The organism is Caulobacter sp. ErkDOM-E (assembly GCF_048541895.1).
Classification (GTDB): domain Bacteria; phylum Pseudomonadota; class Alphaproteobacteria; order Caulobacterales; family Caulobacteraceae; genus Caulobacter.
This window is the reverse complement of sequence record NZ_CP183331.1, coordinates 2,630,704-2,651,728: the sequence shown is the minus strand read 5'-3', so window position 1 is coordinate 2,651,728 and position 21,025 is coordinate 2,630,704. Positions and strand designations below refer to the sequence as shown.

At 66.3% G+C, this 21,025-nt stretch carries 28 protein-coding genes; 14 read left to right on the top strand and 14 right to left on the bottom strand.

The window, feature by feature from the left end:
- Window positions 1-28 precede the first annotated feature (28 nt).
- Window positions 29-1,657, top strand: coding sequence for an ABC-F family ATP-binding cassette domain-containing protein (locus tag ACN2C7_RS13020; RefSeq protein ID WP_419317391.1), 1,629 nt, complete (start codon window positions 29-31; stop codon window positions 1,655-1,657).
- Window positions 1,658-2,605: 948 nt separating this feature from the next.
- On the opposite strand, the gene ACN2C7_RS13015 is transcribed toward ACN2C7_RS13020, so the two are convergent.
- The 5 genes from ACN2C7_RS13015 to argH all read right to left on the bottom strand — a co-directional run bounded on the left by ACN2C7_RS13015 (window position 2,606) and on the right by argH (window position 8,117).
- Window positions 2,606-4,192, bottom strand: coding sequence for an ATP-binding protein (locus ACN2C7_RS13015; RefSeq protein ID WP_419317390.1), 1,587 nt, complete (start codon window positions 4,190-4,192; stop codon window positions 2,606-2,608).
- Window positions 4,189-4,707 carry a heme NO-binding domain-containing protein gene (locus tag ACN2C7_RS13010; protein WP_419317389.1) on the bottom strand — a complete coding sequence of 173 codons (519 nt, stop codon included), beginning with the start codon at window positions 4,705-4,707 and terminating at the stop codon, window positions 4,189-4,191. Before ACN2C7_RS13010 ends, ACN2C7_RS13015 begins: the two co-directional genes overlap by 4 nt.
- 394 nt (window positions 4,708-5,101) lie before the next feature.
- Complete coding sequence (gene lysA, locus ACN2C7_RS13005; RefSeq protein WP_419317388.1) at window positions 5,102-6,370, bottom strand: diaminopimelate decarboxylase; 1,269 nt, start codon at window positions 6,368-6,370, stop codon at window positions 5,102-5,104.
- An 8-nt stretch (window positions 6,371-6,378) separates the two neighbouring features.
- Window positions 6,379-6,696 (bottom strand): hypothetical protein, encoded by a 318-nt coding sequence (locus ACN2C7_RS13000; RefSeq protein WP_419317387.1) that lies wholly within the window; start codon window positions 6,694-6,696, stop codon window positions 6,379-6,381.
- Entirely contained in the window at window positions 6,693-8,117 is a 1,425-nt protein-coding gene (argH, locus tag ACN2C7_RS12995; RefSeq protein WP_419317386.1) for an argininosuccinate lyase, read from the bottom strand. Before argH ends, ACN2C7_RS13000 begins: the two co-directional genes overlap by 4 nt.
- On the opposite strand from argH, the gene ACN2C7_RS12990 reads away from it, so the two are divergent.
- Window positions 8,118-8,762, top strand: coding sequence for a TlpA family protein disulfide reductase (locus ACN2C7_RS12990; RefSeq protein WP_419317385.1), 645 nt, complete (start codon window positions 8,118-8,120; stop codon window positions 8,760-8,762). It abuts the gene before it with no gap.
- Between the two features lie 7 nt (window positions 8,763-8,769).
- A complete protein-coding gene (locus tag ACN2C7_RS12985) occupies window positions 8,770-9,504 on the top strand; it encodes a GNAT family N-acetyltransferase (protein ID WP_419317384.1) in 735 nt (244 codons plus the stop codon).
- On the opposite strand, the gene gluQRS is transcribed toward ACN2C7_RS12985, so the two are convergent.
- Both gluQRS and ACN2C7_RS12975 read right to left on the bottom strand, forming a co-directional pair.
- The gene (gluQRS, locus tag ACN2C7_RS12980; RefSeq protein WP_419317383.1) at window positions 9,501-10,340 is read right to left on the bottom strand and encodes a tRNA glutamyl-Q(34) synthetase GluQRS; all 840 of its coding nucleotides are present in this window, start codon (window positions 10,338-10,340) and stop codon (window positions 9,501-9,503) included. The genes ACN2C7_RS12985 and gluQRS overlap by 4 nt on opposite strands.
- 4 nt (window positions 10,341-10,344) lie before the next feature.
- Window positions 10,345-10,965: a TetR/AcrR family transcriptional regulator gene (locus ACN2C7_RS12975; protein ID WP_419317382.1), complete on the bottom strand. Its 621-nt coding sequence runs from the start codon at window positions 10,963-10,965 to the stop codon at window positions 10,345-10,347.
- Window positions 10,966-11,121: 156 nt separating this feature from the next.
- Here ACN2C7_RS12975 and ACN2C7_RS12970 point away from each other — a divergent pair, with 156 nt between their 5' ends.
- The 4 genes from ACN2C7_RS12970 (at window position 11,122) to ACN2C7_RS12955 (ending at window position 13,350) form a co-directional block, all read left to right on the top strand.
- Window positions 11,122-11,232 carry a hypothetical protein gene (locus ACN2C7_RS12970; protein WP_419317381.1) on the top strand — a complete coding sequence of 37 codons (111 nt, stop codon included), beginning with the start codon at window positions 11,122-11,124 and terminating at the stop codon, window positions 11,230-11,232.
- Between the two features lie 215 nt (window positions 11,233-11,447).
- On the top strand, window positions 11,448-11,927 hold the full coding sequence (greA, locus tag ACN2C7_RS12965; RefSeq protein ID WP_419317380.1) for a transcription elongation factor GreA: 480 nt from the start codon (window positions 11,448-11,450) through the stop codon (window positions 11,925-11,927).
- Between the two features lie 48 nt (window positions 11,928-11,975).
- A complete protein-coding gene (locus ACN2C7_RS12960) occupies window positions 11,976-12,623 on the top strand; it encodes a DNA-3-methyladenine glycosylase family protein (RefSeq protein WP_419317379.1) in 648 nt (215 codons plus the stop codon).
- A gap of 163 nt (window positions 12,624-12,786) precedes the next feature.
- On the top strand, window positions 12,787-13,350 hold the full coding sequence (locus ACN2C7_RS12955; protein ID WP_419321471.1) for an HNH endonuclease: 564 nt from the start codon (window positions 12,787-12,789) through the stop codon (window positions 13,348-13,350).
- Between the two features lie 27 nt (window positions 13,351-13,377).
- Here ACN2C7_RS12955 and ACN2C7_RS12950 read toward each other — a convergent pair whose 3' ends face one another.
- Window positions 13,378-13,686 carry a hypothetical protein gene (locus ACN2C7_RS12950; protein WP_419317378.1) on the bottom strand — a complete coding sequence of 103 codons (309 nt, stop codon included), beginning with the start codon at window positions 13,684-13,686 and terminating at the stop codon, window positions 13,378-13,380.
- A gap of 108 nt (window positions 13,687-13,794) precedes the next feature.
- Between ACN2C7_RS12950 and ACN2C7_RS12945 the strand changes: the two genes are divergently transcribed.
- Both ACN2C7_RS12945 and ACN2C7_RS12940 read left to right on the top strand, forming a co-directional pair.
- Window positions 13,795-14,016 (top strand): hypothetical protein, encoded by a 222-nt coding sequence (locus ACN2C7_RS12945; RefSeq protein WP_419317377.1) that lies wholly within the window; start codon window positions 13,795-13,797, stop codon window positions 14,014-14,016.
- A complete protein-coding gene (locus ACN2C7_RS12940; protein WP_419317376.1) occupies window positions 14,017-14,202 on the top strand; it encodes a hypothetical protein in 186 nt (61 codons plus the stop codon).
- Window position 14,203: 1 nt separating this feature from the next.
- On the opposite strand, the gene ACN2C7_RS12935 is transcribed toward ACN2C7_RS12940, so the two are convergent.
- From ACN2C7_RS12935 to ACN2C7_RS12920, 4 genes are all read right to left on the bottom strand, one after another.
- The gene (locus ACN2C7_RS12935; protein WP_419317375.1) at window positions 14,204-14,725 is read right to left on the bottom strand and encodes a VanZ family protein; all 522 of its coding nucleotides are present in this window, start codon (window positions 14,723-14,725) and stop codon (window positions 14,204-14,206) included.
- A gap of 242 nt (window positions 14,726-14,967) precedes the next feature.
- Window positions 14,968-15,528, bottom strand: coding sequence for a demethoxyubiquinone hydroxylase family protein (locus ACN2C7_RS12930; protein ID WP_419317374.1), 561 nt, complete (start codon window positions 15,526-15,528; stop codon window positions 14,968-14,970).
- The gene (locus tag ACN2C7_RS12925; RefSeq protein WP_419317373.1) at window positions 15,525-16,154 is read right to left on the bottom strand and encodes a disulfide bond formation protein B; all 630 of its coding nucleotides are present in this window, start codon (window positions 16,152-16,154) and stop codon (window positions 15,525-15,527) included. Before ACN2C7_RS12925 ends, ACN2C7_RS12930 begins: the two co-directional genes overlap by 4 nt.
- On the bottom strand, window positions 16,151-16,756 hold the full coding sequence (locus tag ACN2C7_RS12920) for a YqaA family protein (RefSeq protein ID WP_419317372.1): 606 nt from the start codon (window positions 16,754-16,756) through the stop codon (window positions 16,151-16,153). Before ACN2C7_RS12920 ends, ACN2C7_RS12925 begins: the two co-directional genes overlap by 4 nt.
- Before the next feature lie 326 nt (window positions 16,757-17,082).
- On the opposite strand from ACN2C7_RS12920, the gene ACN2C7_RS12915 reads away from it, so the two are divergent.
- Together ACN2C7_RS12915 and ACN2C7_RS12910 are read left to right on the top strand one after the other, a co-directional pair.
- Entirely contained in the window at window positions 17,083-17,337 is a 255-nt protein-coding gene (locus tag ACN2C7_RS12915) for a DUF3297 family protein (RefSeq protein ID WP_419317371.1), read from the top strand.
- Between the two features lie 2 nt (window positions 17,338-17,339).
- A complete protein-coding gene (locus ACN2C7_RS12910; protein WP_419317370.1) occupies window positions 17,340-17,762 on the top strand; it encodes a hypothetical protein in 423 nt (140 codons plus the stop codon).
- Here ACN2C7_RS12910 and ACN2C7_RS12905 read toward each other — a convergent pair.
- A complete protein-coding gene (locus ACN2C7_RS12905) occupies window positions 17,759-17,941 on the bottom strand; it encodes a DUF3606 domain-containing protein (RefSeq protein ID WP_419255069.1) in 183 nt (60 codons plus the stop codon). The two genes, ACN2C7_RS12910 and ACN2C7_RS12905, sit on opposite strands and share 4 nt — an antisense overlap.
- 132 nt (window positions 17,942-18,073) lie before the next feature.
- On the opposite strand from ACN2C7_RS12905, the gene ACN2C7_RS12900 reads away from it, so the two are divergent.
- The 3 genes from ACN2C7_RS12900 to ACN2C7_RS12890 all read left to right on the top strand — a co-directional run bounded on the left by ACN2C7_RS12900 (window position 18,074) and on the right by ACN2C7_RS12890 (window position 19,966).
- The gene (locus ACN2C7_RS12900) at window positions 18,074-18,316 is read left to right on the top strand and encodes a hypothetical protein (RefSeq protein WP_419321470.1); all 243 of its coding nucleotides are present in this window, start codon (window positions 18,074-18,076) and stop codon (window positions 18,314-18,316) included.
- An 83-nt stretch (window positions 18,317-18,399) separates the two neighbouring features.
- The gene (locus ACN2C7_RS12895; protein WP_419317369.1) at window positions 18,400-19,221 is read left to right on the top strand and encodes a hypothetical protein; all 822 of its coding nucleotides are present in this window, start codon (window positions 18,400-18,402) and stop codon (window positions 19,219-19,221) included.
- 238 nt (window positions 19,222-19,459) lie between these two features.
- Entirely contained in the window at window positions 19,460-19,966 is a 507-nt protein-coding gene (locus ACN2C7_RS12890) for a MarR family winged helix-turn-helix transcriptional regulator (protein ID WP_419317368.1), read from the top strand.
- Here the strand turns inward: ACN2C7_RS12890 and ACN2C7_RS12885 are convergent.
- On the bottom strand, window positions 19,953-20,960 hold the full coding sequence (locus ACN2C7_RS12885; RefSeq protein WP_419317367.1) for a P1 family peptidase: 1,008 nt from the start codon (window positions 20,958-20,960) through the stop codon (window positions 19,953-19,955). The genes ACN2C7_RS12890 and ACN2C7_RS12885 overlap by 14 nt on opposite strands.
- Between the last annotated feature and the right edge of the window lie 65 nt (window positions 20,961-21,025).

Sequence of the window (21,025 nt, the reverse complement as noted above, 5' to 3'; positions counted from 1 at the left end):
TGCCTCCGCCCGCGTTAGCAGACCGCCCATGATCCGCCTCGACAATATCTCCAAGCAAAACGGCCACCAGATCCTGTTCATCGAAGCTTCGATGGGCATCCAGAAGGGTGAAAAGGTCGGGCTTGTCGGCCCCAACGGCGCCGGCAAGACGACGCTGTTTCGCATGATCACCGGTCAGGAGCAGCCCGACGACGGGCTGGCCGTGATCGATGCCGGCATGACGATCGGCTATTTCAGCCAGGATGTCGGCGAGATGTCGGGCCAGAGCGCGGTCGCCGCCGTGATGGACGGCGTCGGTCCCGTCAGCGCCCTGGCCAGCGAAATGGCCCGGCTGGAAGCGGCCATGGTCGATCCGGACCAGGCCGACGAAATGGACACGATCCTCGAGCGCTATGGCGAGGTGCTGGAACGCTTCCAGGAACTGGACGGCTATGCCCTGGACGCGCGGGCGCGCGAGGTCCTGGCCGGTCTGAGCTTCAGCCAGGAGCGCATGGACGGCGATGTCGGCCTGCTGTCGGGCGGCTGGAAGATGCGCGTGGCCCTGGCCCGCATCCTGCTGATGCGGCCCGACGGCATGCTGCTGGACGAACCCAGCAACCACCTGGACCTGGAAAGCCTGATCTGGCTGGAGGCCTTCCTCAAGAACTACGAGGGCGCCCTGCTGATGACCTCGCACGACCGGGCGTTCATGAACCGCATCATCGGCAAGGTGGTCGAGATCGACGCGGGAACGCTGATTACCTATTCGGGCGATCTGGACTTCTACGACCAGCAGCGCGCGCTCAGCGAGGCCCAACGCCAGGCGCAATACGAGCGCCAGCAGGCCATGCTGGCCAAGGAAATCAACTTCATCGAGAAGTTCAAGGCACGCGCCTCGCACGCCGCCCAGGTCCAGAGCCGGGTCAAGAAGCTCGACAAGATCGAACGCGTCGAGGCGCCGCGCCGTCGCCAGTCGGTCAAGTTTGATTTCCAGAGCCCGCCGCGGTCGGGCGACGACGTGATCAGCCTGCGCAATGTCCACAAGGGCTACGGGGCCCAGCCGATCTATGAAGGCCTGGATTTCCTGGTGCGCCGCAAGGAGCGCTGGTGCGTGCTGGGCGCCAACGGGGCCGGCAAGTCGACGCTGCTCAAGCTGGTGGCCGGCGACACCAAGCCCGACCAGGGCGTGGTCAATATCGGGGCCAGCGTCAGGATGGGCTATTTCGCCCAGCACTCCATGGACCTGCTGGACGGCGAAGAGACGATCTTCCAGTCCATGGAGGGCTCGTTCCCCCAGGCGGGCCAGGGCGCGCTGCGCACCCTGGCGGGCTGTTTCGGCTTCTCCGGCGACGATGTCGAAAAGCCCTGCCGCGTGTTGTCCGGCGGCGAGAAGGCGCGCCTGGTCATGGCCAAGATGCTGTTTGATCCGCCAAACCTTTTGGTGCTCGACGAGCCGACCAACCACCTGGACATGGCCACCAAGGAGATGCTGGTGGCGGCCCTGGCCGACTTCGAGGGCACCATGCTCTTCGTCTCGCACGACCGCCACTTCCTGGCGGCCCTGAGCAACCGCGTGCTGGAGCTGACCCCCGAGGGCGTCCACCAGTACGGCGGCGGCTATACAGAATATGTCACCCGCACGGGCCAGGAAGCGCCGGGGCTGCACCCGGGCGGGTAGGGTAGGCGAGGGGCGCCTTTTGGCGGCGGTGCTGATGTCCGCTTTCGACCCAAGTGAGACGTTAAGTTTGCCCGGAAAGACGGCCGACGCCGGACGCCCCCTCCGTCACGATGCGTATTCGCATCGCGCCACCTCCCCCGTTTCACGGGGCAGGAGGGTGAAGCTGTTCTTCTCCTGCCCCGTAGCGAAGCGTGCGGGGGAGGTGGCGCGGCGCCGATAGGCGACGTGACGGAGGGGGCGCTGCTGAGCCTGACGTCCGCAAACCACCCTAAGCGGACCTTCAAAACTCCCGCTTGCGAGCGGGGGGAGGTCAATCCCCGTGCTCTCACGAGCATAGGCGCCCCTCGCGCCCAACAAATTCAACGCCCTAACCCCGCCACCCAGCGTCACGATCCAAAATCGACGCAGCCCCCTCCAAAACGCCCGCATACTTCTCCTCGCCCCACCACTGGGGAGGCCGTCCAGCTGGCGACCTGACGGGTGGTGGGGGCGGTTGTGCGGGTCGTGTTCGTCCGCGGTTGTTCGAAGGTCCCGGCGGGATCGGTTTGCGAGGCGTGGGTGGCTCCGAGTGGGTCGTCGGGCGCTTCGGGCCGTGTTGATCCGGGAGCCCCCTTCGACGACGGCGGCGAGCGCTGCAGGCGCGGGCTGAAATCGCCCGCGCGGTCCGGAGGGGTCGCTTCCCTTCCGCCCGCCAGGGGCCTAGCTACCGGAGCGGGTTAAAACCCCGCCAGCCCGGCGATGCTCCTGACCAACAGCCGTGCGGAGCGCTCCGGCCACGGCCGAAACGGTACTCCACTACAAACTCTTCCGGGTCTGGCCCGGACGCTCCGCCGCCTCCCCAAACTTGCCGGTCAAACCGGTGAGGATGCGAACCTGTGCGTCCCGTCTCAGGGCAGGCCCAGCGCCAGCCCTGTCGGCAGGGATCGAACTGGACCAGGCCGGTGGGCCTCAGGCCGACATCACCTCAGAGAGGGTCGAGAACAGCAAGGCCAGTTGTATCGGTTTGGCGACCGTGGCGTTGATGCCCATCCCCTCATAGTCCTTGAGCTGATGGGCCATGGCGTTCGCGGTCAAGGCGATGATGGGCGTCGCCTGCCGCCCCGTCGAAAGCTCCTGTTCCCGTATCATGCGGCTGGCCTCCAGGCCGCCCATGACCGGCATATTGATATCCATCAGGATCACATCCCAGGATTCCAGGCGCCAGGCCTCCAGCGCCTGGAGGCCATTGTCGACCACCGTCAGTGTGGCGCAGGCTGGCTCAAGCAGGGTGCGCAGCACCAGTTGGTTGATGTGATTGTCCTCAGCGGCGAGAATCCGCAGCGCGCCCTGCGATCTCACTGGAACCAGGTCCGGCAGGATGGCCGCTGGCGCGTCCTCTTCGGCACGCGGAAGCGGCAGGCGGACGGTAAAGGTTGAGCCGATCCCGGACTGGCTTTCCACGGTAATCGAGCCGCCCATCAGGGCCGCGAGGTTGCGGGCGATGCCCAAACCAAGTCCGGTCCCGCCAAAGCGGCGGTTGATCGAGGCGTCGGCCTGGCGGAACTGCTCGAAGATCTCGTTGAGCATGTCTGGGGCTATGCCGATCCCCGTATCGAAGACGGCAAGTTCAAGCCCGTCCTCGGTTGAGCGGCCCTGGATGCCGACCTGTCCATGCTCGGTGAACTTGATGGCGTTCGAAATCAGATTGTAGACGATCTGCCTTATTCGCGTCGGGTCGCCGCAATAGCGGCCCTCAACGGCGGAAATGTCGCAGGAGAAGGACAGGCTCTTCTTGTTCGCGAGGGCGGTAAAGGCCGCATAGGCTCCGCTGCACAAATCGCCCATGTCGAAGGCGATCGACTCCAGGGACATTTCCCCGGCTTCTATCCGGGAAAGGTCGAGCAGATCGTTGAGAATGGCCAGCAGGGTTTCGGCCGACCTCAGAACAATATCGAGCCGCGAGTGCTGGCGGGCGTCGACCGCGTCCTGGATCATGGCCTGGGTCATGCCGAGAATGCCGTTCAGGGGTGTGCGGATTTCGTGGCTCATCACCGACAGGAAGGTCGACTTGGCCTCATTGGCCGCCTGGGCCTGATTGCGGGCACGTCGCAGGTTGTCGACCAGGTCGGTCATCTCCGCCATCAGCACCGACTGCATGGCTACCGCCGTGCCCATGGCCAGGGACTGGTCCGCCTGGGAGAAGTCGGCGATGGTCAGCCCCGTTTCGGCCCAGTTGGACGCGGCCCTGACGGAATGGGCGAGGCAGAACAGGTAACCCTGCGCCAGTTCGATCACGGTTCCGGCAAGCTGTATGCGGCCATCATGGGACCGAAGCTGAATGGCGACCTTGTTTCGGGCGGCCATGGCCGGATCCAGGGCCATGATCGGTCGTTCGACGACAAACAGGCTGGCCAGGGACGCCCCTGCCACGGCGCCCGGCAGCAATCGCGCGATCGACCGGCCGACACTTTGCAGATTGAGGCCGGCGTCTGTCAGCAGGTGACAGGGAAACAGATCGTCAAGCTGCTGGCCCGTCAGTTCAAAGCTTTGGCTCACGCGGCATCGGGCTCCGCGAGGGTGATGGTAAAGATCCGGGCATCCCCGTCCTGGCCGCTGAACTCTACAAAACCGGGCGTCGCAAATTTTTCCAACATGCCGTCGAGCAGGCCACAGACGAAGCTCTCCAGTCCCGCCCGCTTGGAATAGTAGGCCAGCCGAATGGAGCGGTCGTCCTGAGACAGGACGGAAAACTGCGGCAGCTGCGCTCCGGGCATGGCGAGCTGAATGCTGGCATGCATCTGGTCGAGGTTGTTGAGGGACTCCAGTAGCGAGGTTCCGAGGATCTGAAGCACGCCGGCATACGGTCCTTGAGCGGAGGCCCGGACCCAGTGCCGGCCGAAGGCATGAAGGGTGTCTTCGACTGTCAGACCTGCAGTGGCGGCTGCCGCGCTGATCAGTCTGAATGTCACGTCATCAGGGTAGGACTGGACACTGACCAGAATGGCGTCATCAAGATCGGCGGCGCTCAGGGTTTTGTCCCAGGCCTGCGCCCCGAACTGCTCGAGGATCATGTCCCGCGCAGATCTGTGTATCATTCCGAACATCTAGGCTGCTTCCCTGGTACTCAACACGCCTGGGCCCCCCAGGCCCACGCAGCCGCCAAGGCCGCAGGCTTCTGAACACACCGCTAAGGTCCAGATTGGTACGAGATTTCATGCCGCCGCAGCGTGCCTTAAATACCCGAAACGGGTAGTTTTGAGGCGCCGCGACATGAGAGCGATCAGCCGGCCCTCTGTCCTTTTCCCTTTATCGTAACAGTTTCCGAGCCTCGATAGCGGTACCCGGCGTCACTATGCCAAATCGTCGCAGCCCCCTTTAAGACGTCCGCAGGCATCGCCTCCCGCCATCGCAAGGGGAGGGCCTTCAGCGGGCCCGCCGCGTGAAGCCGCGTGGCGATGTCGGTGCTCAGACCCAGTCGGGGATCAGGTCGCGGGCCAGCATCTCTTCATAGGACGGCCGGGCGCGGATCACCGCGAACCTGTCGCCGTCGACCAGCACCTCGGGCACCAAGGGCCGGGTATTGTATTCGCTGGCCATGGCCGCGCCATAGGCCCCGGCCGACATGAAGGTCACCAGGTCGCCCGCCGCCAGCGGCGGCAACAGACGGTCACGGGTAAACGTGTCGCCGGTCTCGCAGATCGGGCCGACCACATCATAGGGGCCGGCGTCGCCCTCACGCTTAAGAACAGGGCGAATGTCGTGGAAGGCGTCATACATGGCCGGGCGCAGCAGGTCGTTCATGGCCGCGTCGATGACCAGGAACTTGCGGCCCTCGGGGCGCTCGTGAACGTGGATGACCTCGCTGACCAGCACGCCGGCATTGGCGGCGATCACCCGGCCCGGCTCGAAGGCCAGCTTGACGGGCAGGCCGGCCGTCACCTCGCCGACCATCGCCGCGAAGTCGGCGGGCGAGGGCGGTTCGGGCATGTTGAAATAGGGCACGCCCAGGCCGCCGCCCAGGTCGAGGCGCTCGACCGACAGGCCTTCGCCCAGCAGTTGCTCGACCAGGCCCCGCATCTTGCTGAAGGCCTCGCGCATGGGCGCAAGATCGGTGATCTGGCTGCCGATGTGGCAGGCCACGCCGATGGGCTCCAGCGCGGAATTGTTGCTGGCGTTGGCGTAGAGGCGGGCGGCCTCGGCGAACGAGACGCCGAACTTGTTCTCGGCCTTGCCCGTGGCGATCTTGGCGTGACCGCCGGCCGCGACATCGGGATTGACCCGGAAGGCGATTTTGGCCCGCACGCCCAGCTCGGCGGCGACGGCCGCGACAAGGTTCATCTCGGGCTCGGACTCGACATTGATCTCGGCGACGCCGGCCCGCAGGGCGAACTCGACCTCGCGCCGGGTCTTGCCGACGCCGGAAAAGACGATGCGGTCGCCGGGAATGCCGGCGGCCAGGGCGCGGCGGACCTCGCCTTCGGAGACCGTGTCGGCGCCGGCGCCCAGATCGCCCAACACCTTCAGCACCGCGACATTGGAGTTGGCTTTGACTGCATAGGCGATCAGCGGATCGGCGACGCCGGACAGTTCCAGCGCGTCGCGAAACACGGTGAAGTGCCGCTCGAGCGTGGCGCGGGAATAGACATAGACCGGCGTGCCGACCTGCGCCGCGATGCGCGCCAGGGGGACGCCTTCGCAGGCCAGGCCCTCGGGGCCGTACTCGAAGTGATTCACGTCAAAGCCTAGTTGGGAGTCGCGCCGGGGAAGCCCGCCGCCGACGGGCCACCGAACGGGTTGGGAGCGGTGCCGGCCAGCGGCGCCGCGCGGACGGTGCGGTTGCTGGACGCCGGATCCATGATTTCCTGGGCGCCACCCACGCGGGCCGGCTGGTTGGCCGTGCCGGAGGCCGCGCGGCGCTGAGCTTCCCAGGCGGCCTTCTTCTGGGCGTCCCACATCGGGGCGGGACGTTCCAGTTCGGCCTGCTTGCCGCAACCCGTAAGAATGGGGGCAGTCAGGGCCAGGGCGGCGAGGGTCAGAAGAGCGAGAGGGCGCAGGGTCATCCGAGCAGTTCCTTCCAACGCGCAATCTGGGCGCGGACCTGGGCGGGAGCGGTCCCGCCATAGCTGATGCGGCTGGCCGCCGAGGCGGCCGGGGTGAGGACGGCATAGACCTCGGCGGTGATCTTGGGCTCGATCGCCTGGAACTGTTCCAGGGTCAGATCCGCCAGATCCACGCCCAGGCCTTCGGCCGTCTTCACGGCCGAACCTGTCACGTGGTGGGCGTCGCGGAAAGGCATGTTCAGCGTCCGCACCAGCCAATCGGCCAGATCGGTGGCGGTCGAGAACCCTGCGCCGGCGGCGGCGGCCATCTTGTCGGTGTTGGGCGTCAGGTCGGCGATCATGCCGGCCATGGCCAGCAGGGACAGTTCCAGGGCGTCGAAGGCCTCGAAGGTCGGGACCTTGTCCTCCTGCATGTCCTTGGAATAGGCCAGCGGCAGGCCCTTCATGACCACGGTCAGGGTGGTCAGCGAGCCCAGGATGCGGCCGACCTTGGCGCGGATCAGCTCGGCGGCGTCGGGATTCTTCTTCTGCGGCATGATCGAGCTGCCGGTCGTGAAGGCGTCGGTCAGCTTGATGAAGCCGAACATCGGCGTCGTCCACAGCACGATTTCCTCGGCCAGGCGCGACAGGTGCGTGGCTGTGATCGAGGCGGCCGACAGGGCCTCCAGCGCGAAGTCGCGGGCCGAGACGCTGTCGAGCGAATTGGCGGTCGGACGATCGAAGCCCAGGGCCTTGGCCGTGGCGTGGCGGTCGATGGGGAAGGGCGAGCCGGCCAGGGCGGCGGCGCCCAGCGGACATTCGTTCATCCGGGTCCGGGCGTCGCGGAAGCGGCTGGCGTCGCGGCCGAACATCTCGACATAGGCCATCAGGTGATGGCCGAAGGTCACCGGCTGGGCCGGCTGCAGATGGGTGAAGCCCGGCATCAGGGCGTCGGCATAGGCTTCGGCCTTGGCCAGCAGGGCGCGCTGCAGGGCGTCCAGCTGGGCGGCCGAGCGGTCGCAGGCCTCCCGGACCCACAGGCGGAAGTCCACCGCCACCTGATCGTTGCGCGAACGCGCCGTGTGCAGGCGGCCGGCCACCGGGCCGATCAGCTCGCGCAGCCGCGCCTCGATGTTCATGTGGATGTCTTCGTATTCGTCGCGGAACGGGAAGGTCCCGGTCGTGATCTCGTCCTCGATCCTGGCCAGGCCTTCGAGGATTTCCTCGCCATCGCTACTTGCAATCACACCTTGGCTGATCAACATCCGGGCATGGGCGCGGGAGCCCGCCAGATCCTGCGCCCACAAGCGCTTGTCGAAGCTGATGCTGACATTGATCGCCTGCATCAGCTCCGCCGGTTTGGCCGAGAACCTGCCGCCCCACATGGCTTGACCCTCTCCGCCCTTGGCGGCAGCGGGTTTTTCGGAGGCGTTGTCGGTCATATGAGCGAAATCCAGTCGAGCGAGAACGGGTCGGGCGGTAACGGACCAGGTGCGGCGAAGCGTAGTCCGCTGAAGTGGGCGATCGGCGCCGCCATGCTCGTCGGCGTCGCGGCGGTTCTATACGTCATCGCCGCCGCTTCGTTCAAACCCTCAGGGCCGGCCGACCTCAATGAATTCAAGCGGGCCTCTCTGGTAAAGCTCGACGTGCCGTCATCGCCCCGCGCCGCGCCGGGCACAACCTTCTTCGATGAGGCCGGAAAGCCGGTCACCCTTGCCGATTTCAAGGGGCAGGTCGTGGTGCTGAACCTCTGGGCCACTTGGTGCGCGCCCTGCAAGAAAGAGATGCCGACCCTGGCCAAGCTGGCGGCCGCCTATGCGACCCAGCCGTTCAAGGTGCTGCCGGTCAGCGTCGACCGGGATTCGGACCTCAACCTGGCCCAGGCCGAGATGGCGGCCAATGCGCCGCTGAAGCTCTATCGCGATCCGTCCTACAAGATGTCGTTCGAGATGGAGCCACGCGCGGCGGGCTATCCGACCACGGTGATCTACGACAAGCAGGGCCGCGAGCGCGCCCGGCTCTCGGGCGACGCCGACTGGGCTAGCCCCGAGGCGCGGGGTCTGGTCGAGACGCTGCTGGCCGAGTAGCGGGCGATTGGACGTCGATCCCGCCGTTCTGGAACCGATCGCTGACCGGGCCTGGCCGGCGCGCGAACGCTCGGCGCTCGGCGGCTGGCGGCTGAACGCCGCCGAAGGCTGGTCGATGCGGACCAATGCCTGCTGGCCGCTGGGCGAACCGGATCGCGAGATCGAGACGGCGATCGACGCGGCCGAAGCCTGGTTCCAGGCGCGAGGCCTGCCGCCGCGCTTCAAGCTGACCGACGGGGCGACAATGCCGGAAGACTTGCCGCAACGTCTTTCGCGGCGGGGCTATGCGGACGGCAAGAAGACCCTGGTGATGATCGGCCCCGCCCTGGGGCGGTCCGATCCGGAAGTCACCCTTTCGGCCGCGCCTGACCCCAGCTTCGAGGCGGTGTTCAAGGCCTCGGCGGGCGGCAATGTCGACGACGCGCGCGAGCGGCTGGAAACCCTGGCCCGCATCCCGTCCCCGGCGCGTTTCGCGCGTCTGGTCGTCGGTGGGCAGCCTGCGGCCCTGGGCGCCTGCGCCGTGGAGGGCGAGTGGGCCGGGGTGTTTGGCATGCGCACGACGTCCGAGCATCGTCGCAAGGGCCTGGCGCGGAGGGTGCTCGGGGCCCTGCTGGCCGAGGCGGCCTTGCTGGGCGCGCGTCGCGCCTATCTGCAGGTTGAGGCCAGCAACGGGCCTGCGATCGCCCTCTATGAACGCGACGGGTTTGCGGCCGGCTACGCCTATCGCTACTGGGTCCGCTAGAAGCCCATCTCCGCGCGCAGGTCCGCTGGCGTAACGCCCGCCGCCCTGAGTTCGCGCAGGGTCTGGGCCCTGTCGCGCTTGGCGTAGCGCTTGCCGTCCGGGCCGATCAGCAGGCGGTGGTGACGATAGGTCGGCGTGGGCAGGTTCAGAAGGGCCTGCAGCAGTCGCTGGATGTGGGCCGCCTCGAACAGGTCCTCGCCACGGATGACGTGGGTGACGCCCTGCAGGGCGTCGTCCAGAACGACCGCCAGATGATAGGCGACGCCGACGTCCTTGCGCGCCAGCACGATGTCTCCAGCGCTTTCGGGACGGGCCTGAATCAGACCGGACTGACCGTCAGGGCCGGCCCCCTCCTCAAAGAAGGTCAGGTCATCGAACCCGCCGAGCGCCTTCTTCGCCTCTGGCAGCGACAGCCGCCAGGCGAACGCCTCGCCACGCCCCAGGCGTTCTGCCTCCTCAGCGGGCGGCAAGGGCCCGCCGATGAAGGGCGTCTGCGGCTCGTGCGGGGCGCGGCCGATGTCCAGTTCCTTGCGGGTGCGAAAGCAGCGATAGACGAGGCCGCGCTCGCGCAGGGTCTCGATGGCGGCATGATAGTCGGCCAGATGCTCGGACTGACGGCGGACGGGCTGTTCCCAGTCCAGACCCAGCCAGGCCAAATCCTCCGCGATCGCCGCCTCATATTCAGGCCGGCTGCGGGTGGCGTCGATGTCCTCAATGCGCAGGATGAAGCGGCCTTCCGCAGCGCGCGCGGCCTCGAAAGCCGTCAGGGCCGAAAAGGCATGACCGCGATGCAGGTAGCCCGTCGGCGACGGCGCGAACCGGGTGGCGAACGCCAAGGGCTCAGCCCCGGTCGAACTTCGTGAACATGCCCAGGTGTTCGAATACGGCCCGCAGGAAGGCGTCTTCGCCGCCCAGCCGTTCCTTGAGCGGTGCGAACTGCTTGAAGCTGATCATCTCGGCCAGGCCATGGCCCGCGCACCAGGCCGCGATGGTGGCCAGTTCCAGATCGATGTCGGTAACCCCGCCACTGGACTGTTCGGAGATGGTGTTGCGCACCTGGCAATAGGCGCCTTCCTCTTTCATCTGTTCGGGCAAGGCGTCCTTGTCGCGCGAACAGTCGTACATCACGCGGTAGAGGGCGGGGTTGTCGCGCGCGAACTGCACATAGGTCACGCCGATGCTGGTCATCCGGTCGCGCGCATTGGTGGCCGAGGCGCGAGACTGGGTCAAAGCGGCATCCAGCGCCAACCAGCCCTCGTGGGCGACCGCTTCCAGCAGTTCGCCCTTGTCCTTGAAGTGGTGATAGGGCGCTGCGGGGCTGACGCCAGCTTCACGCGCCACTGCGCGCAGGGACAGCGCCGCCGGACCGTCCTTTTCCAGAATGCGGCGAGCGGCATCGACCAGGGCACGGCTCAGGTCGCCGTGGTGATAGGGGCGGGATTCGGTAGCTGCGTTGGTCATCGTCCTCACTCTAGCGCCTCCTTTCCAAAATTTCATCCAAGCACTGTAAAGATTATCTTGACGGCGTTTAGATCGATGCTATCTAAGCACTGTCCAGATCGGACAGAGCTCCGACCGGCAACCGGCTGGGCCGACTAACCAAGAGGGATTTGCATCATGCTCCGCTCGCTCAAAGCTTTTGAAACCACCTTCGACCGTCTGGCCGGCGGTTACTTCCTTGTGCTCGCCCTGGCTGTCGCCGGCGCCGTCGCAGGCGTCGTTCTGTAAGGTCGCTTTGTCCGCGAACGACGGGGCTGGTTCTGCAAAAGACCGTCCCGCCGTCGCGTTCGCTATCGGCTTGCGAGGCGCCCGCGCTTGAAACGCTTTGCGCCGGAGGCTAGCACAAGGAGCCGACGCGCCTGGGACCTTTGGTCCGCGCCGGGATCATCCCGCCGGCCTTCGGATTTCCAACCCATGTTGATTTCAATCCAGATCACCCGCCGATGAGCGTCGCCTTCACCAAGGAAGGCGACAGCGAGGCCTTCGCCGCCGACCTGCTCGATCGGCCGATTTCCCCCAATCCCAACCTGGTCACCGCCAGGGGCCTGGCACAGCTCGAGACGTGGCTGGCGGACGCCCGCGCCGCCTACAGCGCCGCTCAGGCCACGGGCGGCGTCGCCGAGGATCGCACGGCCATGGCCCGGGCCACTCGCGACCTGCGATTCTATGCTGCGCGCAGGGCCAGCGCCCAGTTGACGGAGCCTGCGGGTCCCGTCGACGTGGTGCATTTCGGTCAGGCCGTCACCTTTGACCGCGAGGACGGCCGTCGCCAGACGTTCCGCATTGTCGGCGAGGACGAGGCCGATCCGGCTGACGGGTCAGTTTCCTATGTTTCGCCGCTGGCCCGGGCGTTGCTCGGCAAGACCATCGGCGACACGGCCATGGTTGCGGGCGGCGAGGTTGAGATCGTCTCCATCGCATAGAGCAAGGATCGGGTTGCCGCCGCAGGGCGTGGATGGTCTGCTCGTGGGGTGACCGCAGACCTTTCCCCCACCGCCGAGCAGATCCGGGATGCTCGCGCCCATCTCGCGGCGATCGATCCCGCCCTGGCGGCCATCGAGGCCGTGACGCCGGAGTTCCCGTGGCGGACCGCCGTGCCCGGTTTCGCCGGCCTTCTTCGACTGATCGTCTATCAACAGGTGTCCCTGGCTTCGGCCGGGGCCATCTGGAGCCGGGTGGAGGCGGGGCTCGGGGAGGTGTCGCCTGCGAAGGTGCTGGCGCTGGAGGATGTCGACCTGCAGGGCATGGGCCTGTCGCGGCCCAAGGTTCGCTACGCCCGCGCCATCGCCGAAGCGCATGTCTCGGGTCTCTGCGACTTGAACGCTCTGCGCCATATGTCGGACGATGAGGCCTCGGCCGCCCTGATGGCGGTCAGGGGCATCGGCCGCTGGACGGCCGAGACCTATCTGATGTTCTGCGAGGGACGCCTGGACGTTTTCCCCGCCGGGGATGTCGCCTTGCAGGAAGCCATGCGCTGGACAGACCGCGCCGAGATCAGGCCAAACGAGAAGCAGGCCTATGCCCGAGCCGAGGCCTGGAAACCCTATCGGGCCGTCGCGGCCCATTTGCTCTGGCGCTGCTATGGCGCGGTAAAAAAGGGCGAAATTCCACCATTCTGATCGCTTGCTGTCAGATGTCTTGGTTCCGTCGCGGAGTTGGATCATCCTTTGAAGGCGTTCGGGAATGAATGGCGATTCCCTTTGAATGCGTAGGAAGGAGGCCCGTCTTCAGTCCGATCGCGTATCCGATTCACAGGAGCCTATGCGGCTCCAGAGGGAGGTCCTGATGCAGGTCCTCTCCCGTCCACCGTCCGGCATGCCGGCGCTGGTGCTGAACGCCGACTATAGGCCTCTCAGCTATTATCCGCTGTCCCTCTGGCCATGGCAGGAGGTGATCAAGGCGGTGTTCCTTGAGCGCGTCGAGGTCGTGTCGACCTATGACCATGTCGTGCATTCGCCGTCGTTCGAGATGAAACTGCCCAGCGTTGTGTCGCTGAAGCAGTATGTGCCGCAGGACCGGCCGCCGGCCTTCACGCGCTTCAATCTGTTTCTGCGCGATGCGTTTACGTGCCAGTACTGCTCCTCCCTCGACGACCTGACTTTTGATCATGTCATCCCCCGCTCTCGCGGCGGGCGTACGACCTGGGAGAATATCATCACGGCTTGCGCGCCCTGCAATTTGCGCAAGGGCGGGCGAACGCCGCGCGAGGCGGGCATGCACCCGTTTCACACGGCGCGTAGACCCAGCATGCACGAGCTGCAGGATCGCGGTCGCCGCTTCCCGCCGGGACACCTGCATGCCAGCTGGCTCGACTACCTCTACTGGGACATCGAGCTGGAGGCGTGATGCGTCGGCGAAAAGCGGGCTGTCGCGTCAGGTGATCCGCTTGGCGCTAGGCGGATCGCTGGCTGGGAAGCTTTCCTCAAGGCTCTCGTCGATCAGGGCCTCTTGCCGATCTTCGGCGAGATCCACATGCTCGGCGAGCTGGTCATGCTTTTCACCTTCCGGCACGGGTTCCACCAGCCGGGTCGTCGGAGTGTCTTCCTTTTGGAAGGCTTCCTTGACGTCGGTTTCGCTGACGCGATCTTCCGGATGGCCGGGCTGGCCGAGGTCCTGAGCCTGGGACCAGTCGCCAAGCACGCCGGGAGCGGAGTCGTCTTGTTTCTGCTTGGTATCAGTCATGGTCATGTCCTCTGATGAAGCTGACCAACGTTTCCCGACCACGCTTGTTCCTGCGTGTTCGAAAGAACAACATCTCGCTGTTGGGGACCGTCTCCTGTACGGTGACGCATGACCAACAGACCAACCACTCTCGAACGCGCCTTCCAACTGGCGCGGTCTGGTGAATACTCGAACATCTCCGACATTCGGCGTCAGCTGAAGACCGAGGGCTTCTCCGACGCGCCCAGCCAGATCAGCGGCCCTTCCATGCTCAAGCAACTGCGCAAGCTGTGCGAAGCCGCTCGCCCGGCGGACGCCGAGACGGTCGAACCGGCGTTGGACGCTCGATAGATGGCCTTGTCCGAAGGCCAGATGCTGGCGTTGAAAAATCTCGCCCGCAAGCAGGCGGGCGATGATGTCGATTGGATCAATATCAGCGATGCGCGCGCCCTGACCGATCTGGGCTATGCGCAGCGCGATCGCGTGGGCTGGAAGATCACCCCGGAAGGGCAAGAAGCACTGGCGGCGGCGACCTGATCTAGACGGGGTCGCGCCGAGGGAAGCGTCGCGCTGCGCGATCTGCAAAACGGCCGGGGTGTTCGCCTTGGCTCGCCGCGATCGGCGTCATTACTGCGTTGCCTCTGCGACCCGCCGAACGCTCGCTCGTGGCTTTGATGGCCGAAAAGGGCAGGTTGCCATGGTCGCGCGCCATCTTTCTTGCGCTTTCGATCAGGCTGGAACCATAGACCGTCAAGATACCCACGGCGTCGGCGGCCCAGTCCGCAAGGCTGGCGCTTCGGCCACCAAACATCTGTGCGACCTCCGCGGCTCCCCCAAGGATCAAGGCGGCCCGAGCCAGGTCCGAGCGACGCATGCGGGGGAATGCGGCGAAGGACACCGCCGTAAGGCCGCCGAAAGCGATAGCGTGAGCGCTCTTGTCGGTCAGGCCGACGATGGCTTCCATCCCCTGAAACGGTCCCAGCATCAGGATCGCGGCGGTCGCCGCGCCGACCAGCAGTACGGCGCGAGCGGCGATCACAACATGGTTGGGCGTCAGCATGGATGGGTTCTCGGTGAGGCCGCTTCATAGCCACGACCTCGCCCCCATTCAGTGAATGAACATCGTCAACCGAGGATGAATTCTGGCCGGCCCGGGCGGCCGTCAGGGCTTCCCGCGCTCAGCGCCAGCCGGAAAACCGCGCAGGCGGCCTCAGGGCGGAGGGGCGGACGAGACAAGCGGGACTCCCAGGTCGGTGCTTTTGCCAGCATGGGTAGGCCGGGCCTGCGCGAACGCCAAGAGGATCAGATCTTCTCGCTGATCTTGATCGCGGCCCGACAGCCCGCCTGGATCACGGCGCTCAGCAGGGGATAGGCGAGGGCTTCGCGGGCGCCTTCCTCGATGGCGAGGTCGCGATGGGCCAGCTCGTCGTCGCGAAACTGCGAGAGCTCGGCCGCCAGTTCCGGATCGCGGTCGGTAAGCTCGGCGATCTGGCCAGCATAGTGTTTTTCGATAACGGTCTCGACCGCTTCAGTGCAGGCGTGGGCGGCCTTTTCGCCCAGCAGGGCGGTGCCTGCGCCCAGCGCGAAGGCCGCTGCGCGCCATAGCGGCGACATCAGGGTGGGGCGCACGCCGCGCTCGGTCAGCAACTGATCGAAGCGGCTGAGGTGGACCTGTTCGTGGCCCTCCATCTCCTTGAGTTGCGCGGCCAGACGTTCGCGGCCGGGGCTGGCGCGCATCACCGCAGCCTGACCGCGATAGATATTGACTGCAGCAAGTTCGCCGGCCTGATCGACGCGCAGGATCTCGGCCAGGCGCGCCCGGGCGGCGCCGGCGCCGGGGCGGCGAGGGGCAGGGCTGCTCATCGCATGGCCTCGGTCTTGCGCAGACCCGCCGTCAGCGCGGCGGCGGCGAGCCCCAGCGAGATCAGGGCGTTCCAGCCGGCCATCGAGATGCCCAGGAAGATCCAGGCGGCCTCGTCGCAAGCGGGGGGCTTGATCTTGTCGCCCTTGAGCATGGCCACCAGATCGCCGGCGGCCGCCGAGGTTCCGCCACTACAGGTGGTCGGCCCCGGCCACCACTTCCATTCCACACCGGCATGAAAGGCCGCCAGGCCCGCGCCATAGAGGAAGATGACGCCCAGCAGCAGATCGAACGGCCGGTGCAGCCTTGCGGCCCAGGGGCTGTAGCGGGCGCCCAAGGCGATCAGGGCCACGGTTCCGGCGACCCAGAACACCTCGCGCTGCCGCAGGCATAGGGTGCACGGGTAGAGCTTGCCGAAGGTCTCGAAGGCGTGCGCGCTGGCCAGCATGGCGGCGCTGGCCAGAAGGGCGATGAGCGGCCACCACGCCAGGCCGAGATCGAGGATCGACGTCTTGATCGGCGCAGGCGCCTCGACCGCAACAGGACCGCGCACCAGTTCGATGGCCGGCGTTTGCACCGCCGCTGGCCCGGCGGTGGTCGCCTCGGGATCGTTGATGCCGCTCGTCATACTGCGCAAGCGCCTCCGCTGCTGCCACCCAGGAAATGGCTAGCCGTCAGGCCGATGACAAGAAGCAGGAACAGGCCGCCGGCAAACAGGGCAAGGCGGCGTTCGATGACAGGCAAAAGGGCGGGACCAAACTTCTTGACCACCCAGGCGACCGCGAAGAACCGCGCGCCGCGTGTGAGGACCGAGGCGATGATGAACATCGGAAAGCTGAACGCCGCCAGACCGGAGGCGACAGTCACCAGCTTGTAGGGAATGGGGGTCAGGCCCTTGGCCAGGATCACCCAGACGCCATACTTGCCATACCAGCACTGAAACTCGGCCAGACCACCGGCATGGCCTGTGACGGCCATCATCCAGATGCCGAGGTCCTGCAGGAAAAAGCCGATGGCGTAACCCAGGATGCCGCCCAGCACCGAGGCTGCGGTACAGATCGCCGCATAGCGCCAGGCCAGGTCCGGTCGGGCCAGCACCATGGGCGCCAGCATCACGTCGGGCGGGATGGGAAAGAAGGAACTCTCGGCGAACGAGATGGCGAAAAGGCTCTTTGGGGCGTGGCGCGAGGCGGCCAATCCCATGACCCAGTCGTACAGGCGACGCAGCATGCGAGCTCCAGCTATGTGACGCCTGTTGCTAGCAGGGGGCGCGGCCGTTGTCCCCCGCGATGATCGGCAAAGTGGTCTCCAGACCGCGCCGCCGGGCCTTCTGGCTAGATATTCACCGCCGGGGAGACACGGTGGTTGCGGCCTGTCTGGCTGTAGCCCTCGGGGACTGTCGAGTTGGCGGCCCGACCCCGACGATCCGGCCAAGGCAGAGGCCAACTGGGATCAAGGTGAGGGGCGCGGCGTCGCGGCGCTTGGATTTCCGGCGGCGGGTGGCTATCACCCCCGTCCAAGGGCTTACGCCCACGAAAAATTCGAAAGCCGATCCGATGAGCGACACTCCTCCCGACCGCCTGGCCACCAATCCCGACAGCCCGTTCCACAACGCCGAGCTTCTTGAGCGCGGCGTGGGCATCCGCTTCAAGGGTGTCGAGAAGACCAATGTCGACGAATACTGCGTCAGCGAAGGCTGGGTGCGCGTGACGGCCGGCAAGACGATGGATCGCAAGGGCAACCCCATGACCATCAAGCTGCAGGGCGAAGTGGTGCCTTACTTCCGCGACACCGCCGAAACCGAAGCCTGACCATGTCGTTGCGCCGACTGATCGAGCTGCCGGGCTTTGCGGAGCTGGAGCACAGGGCCCTTATGAAGCCGGCCTTCGCCGAACCTCAGGCGCGTGCCGAGTTTCCCGAGATCGATCAGCTGGCGCGCGACACCTTCGGCCTGACAGCTGACGAGGCCGCCGTCATTCCCGACCCGGAAGGCTGGGACGGCATCGACATCAAGTCGATGCGCGAACAGGCCGACCAGTTCGAGCTGGAAGGCTGGGACGTCACCGACGACAAGCGCCGGCCATTGCGCATCCTGGGCCACTTTAGTCATCCGCTATGGCTGGCCCTGCGCGGTGTCGCCGGCAGTCTGCCGTTCTTCCCCGAGCCGGAAGAGACCGCCCACACCACCTCGTCCCTGGCCGCCGAGGCCAAGGCCTTTCAGCGCGACAAGCGTTAGCGCTTTTTCCCCAGTTCCGCGCCGATGTCCTTGATCGAGTTGCCCACCTTGCGATGAGCGGCGATCATCTGGTCCTTGGTCACACCCCAGCGCTTCATCCAGTATTCGAGCTGGTGGCGCTCGCGGGGATCGAGCCGGTCTTCGTCGCGAAAGTCGCGCTTGCCCTTGGGAATGCCCATGATCGTCTCCTGCGTTCGTCCGCGACCTATCCTGCGCTCCGACGGTTGTCGAGGCGACGCTCAAAGCTCACCATCGTTCACGAAAACTGAAGCCAGGAGCGCCTGTCGATGAGCGATCCCGATCTTGAAGCCATGGCGGCTGACGAGCTGTCGCGCGGCATGACCCTGACCTGGCGGGACCTGTCCAGGGTGATTCCCTGGGGCGACACCTTCGAAGGCATCTCGCCGGGGGGGCGCGACGTTGAGGTCGAGCGAAACTATCTCTGGGCCGCCGGTGAGGGTGGCGACATTCTTTGCGAGGTCGCTGTCTATGGCGGTGCGTCGCGATACGATCAGGGCGCGAGAGCCCGGGGCGTGATTTCCCGCAAAGAGTGACAACCTTCGCCGTGCAAGTGGTCTTGGGTTGCGTTAACCATAGGTCGCGCCATCATGCCGGCGCGCAGTGTGGGGAGGGTTTGGTGTACCAGTCAGAGTTTCCGGTCGATCAGCCCATCCCGATCTTCGATCCGACCCTGCTGATGGGTCTGGTTCTGGCGGCCCTGGTGATCGCTGGCTTGGCCTTTGCCGCCGGCCGCATGCTGGGCCGCAAGGACAACAGCGCGAGCTATGGCGATGTCACCAAGACCATCCATGAGGCTATCAAGGCCAAATGTGTGGCCGCAACCAGCGCGCCCTCGGGCGAGCTGGTGTCTAAGACTCAGGAACTGGTCGAGGAAGTGCAGCGGCGGATCGGGCCCGTCATCCAATTCGGCGGCCCCTGCGCCAAGGCGATGAAGGGTTTGACCGAGGCCCTCAAGGGCGAGCCGGTCGAGGAAAAGGACAAGGGCGGCAAGGATGCGCACGGCCATGGCGGCGGGCATGGTCATGGCCACGGTCATGGGGCCGCTGAGCATGGCGGCCACGGCGCCGGAGGTCACGGCGGGCCCGTTGGCCACGGCGGGCACGACCCTAGCTGCCAGTGCGATCGTTGCGTGGTGGCGGTGGTCGAGGCCGCCGCGCCGAATGTCACGATCCTTGGTCCGCGCTTCGGCGGGCAGACGGTCGTCATCGCCAATCCCGTCAAACCCGCTGACGACCACCATGCAGAGCATCCGGAAGCCAAGGTTCTTGATCACAAGGACTTTTCCAAACAGGTCCGGATGGCGGTGGTCGAGTTTTCGGACTTCTGGAGCCGGGGCGACTGTGTGCGGGAACTGGAGCGCTGCCAGGCCGTGCTGACCAGCACCGCGCCCTTTCCCGACTTGAAGGCGCTCAAGCTTAAAGCGTCTTCGCACCACTAGCAGGCCATCGGCGCCCATGAGGCGTGCGTGGGGCGCCCTGGCTGCACAACCGACGCGCGAAATCGGGGATTTCTCTCGAAGTCGTGGCTGGACGATTGAGGCGATACGGCTCAAAGCGCCACATCAATCGGGCGCGGATCGAAACTGATCCCGGATCGGTTGACGTGACGATGCAAGAATTGGCGAAAGGTCGTCCTACAACCAGCGACCACGCCCGGGAGGACGAAAGGAACGGGCCATGACCGCAACGGTCTCTCCCCTGACGACGGCGACCCCTGAGACGCCTGAAGAGGCGCTGAGTCTCGCCGACTACGTCCCATATCGACTGGTGACGGCCGCTGCGGCTGTCAGCCGGCTGATCGCGCGCGCCTATGAAGACCGGTTTGGCCTGACCATTCCGCAGTGGCGGCTGATGTCGGTGCTGGCCGAGGGCGGGTTGACCCCGCACGCCGCTGTGACCCGCACGGCCATGGACAAGGTCCGGGTCAGTCGTGCGGCTCAGGACCTTGTTGAGCGCAGGCTGGTGAACCGGACCACCGTCCGGGCCGACCGCCGTTCGCACCGACTTGAGTTGACGGCCGCCGGACGACGCCTGTTCGCCGAGATCGCGCCCATGGCCCTGGCCTATGAGGCGGCGTTGCTGTCTGGCCTGGCGCCCAGCGAGGTCGTGATGCTGAAGCGGCTGCTGGGGCGTCTCGAAGTCACCGCCACGCAGTTGGCGGGCGGCGAGACTATGATTCCCTGAAGTCGCGAGCTTCGTAGACCGCGCGAGCGATGGCGCGAGCCAGGCAGTCGGCCGCCGCCGATCCCAGGCGCGAGACCTCGACCGACCGTATGGCTGGATCAGCACCCAGACTCACCGCGCCAGACGCCAGGGCGAAAACCACGTCGCCGTCGAAAGCCGTATGGGCCGGCCGCACAGCGCGACCCATGCCATCGTGCGCCATCATGGCGACCCGCTTGGCTTCGGCGGTCGAAAGGTCGGCCGTAACCGCGATGACGGCCAGGGTGGTGTTCGCGCCCGTCCGCAAACGCCCCGCCGCGCCGAGCTTCGACTCGTCGGGGAGGGGCTCAGTCGCCGAAACGGCGCCCGTCGGAATGCGCCCGCCGTACTCGCCGTCGATCTCGAAGGGCCAGGCCCAGAAGGTTTCTCCATCCGGCATGTAGACCGAGCCGACGGGATTGGCCGCGACCAGGGCGCCGACAATCAGGCCGCCGCCCAGATCGATCGACGCCGAGCCCAGTCCGCCCTTGACGAGGCCCGCCTTCGCGCCGCGTCCGGCGCCGACGGCGCCAAGCTCGAAGCTCTGGCCGGCAGCGGCGACCGCCGCCATCCCGAGAGCGCGATAGGGCGGGTCCAGTCCCCAGCTCTTGTCGCCGCCGTTGGCGAGGTCGTGCAATACCGCGCCGGGAACGATGGGAATGGCCAGCGAGCCCGCAGCGAGACGAACGCCTACGTCGCGGGACGAAAGAATGCTGGCGACCCCATCGGCCGCGCCAAGACCGAAAACCGACCCGCCCGACAGGCAGATGGCGTGCGCTCGGCTGAAGCTGTTTTCGGGCGCCAGCGTCTCGGTCTCGCGCACCCCGGGGCCGCCGCCGCGCACATCGACGGCCGCGCTCCAGCCTTCTGGACACAGCACCACCGTAACGCCGCTGCGCACGGCCTCATCCTGCGCGCACCCCACGGTCAGTCCGGGAACGTCCGTGATCAGGTTGCGGGGGGCGGGGCGGGGCATCATGCGAATCTCCTGTGCGCAACGACTCTAGACCCGCCCCCTCGCCACTGGAATTCGTGTCCGAC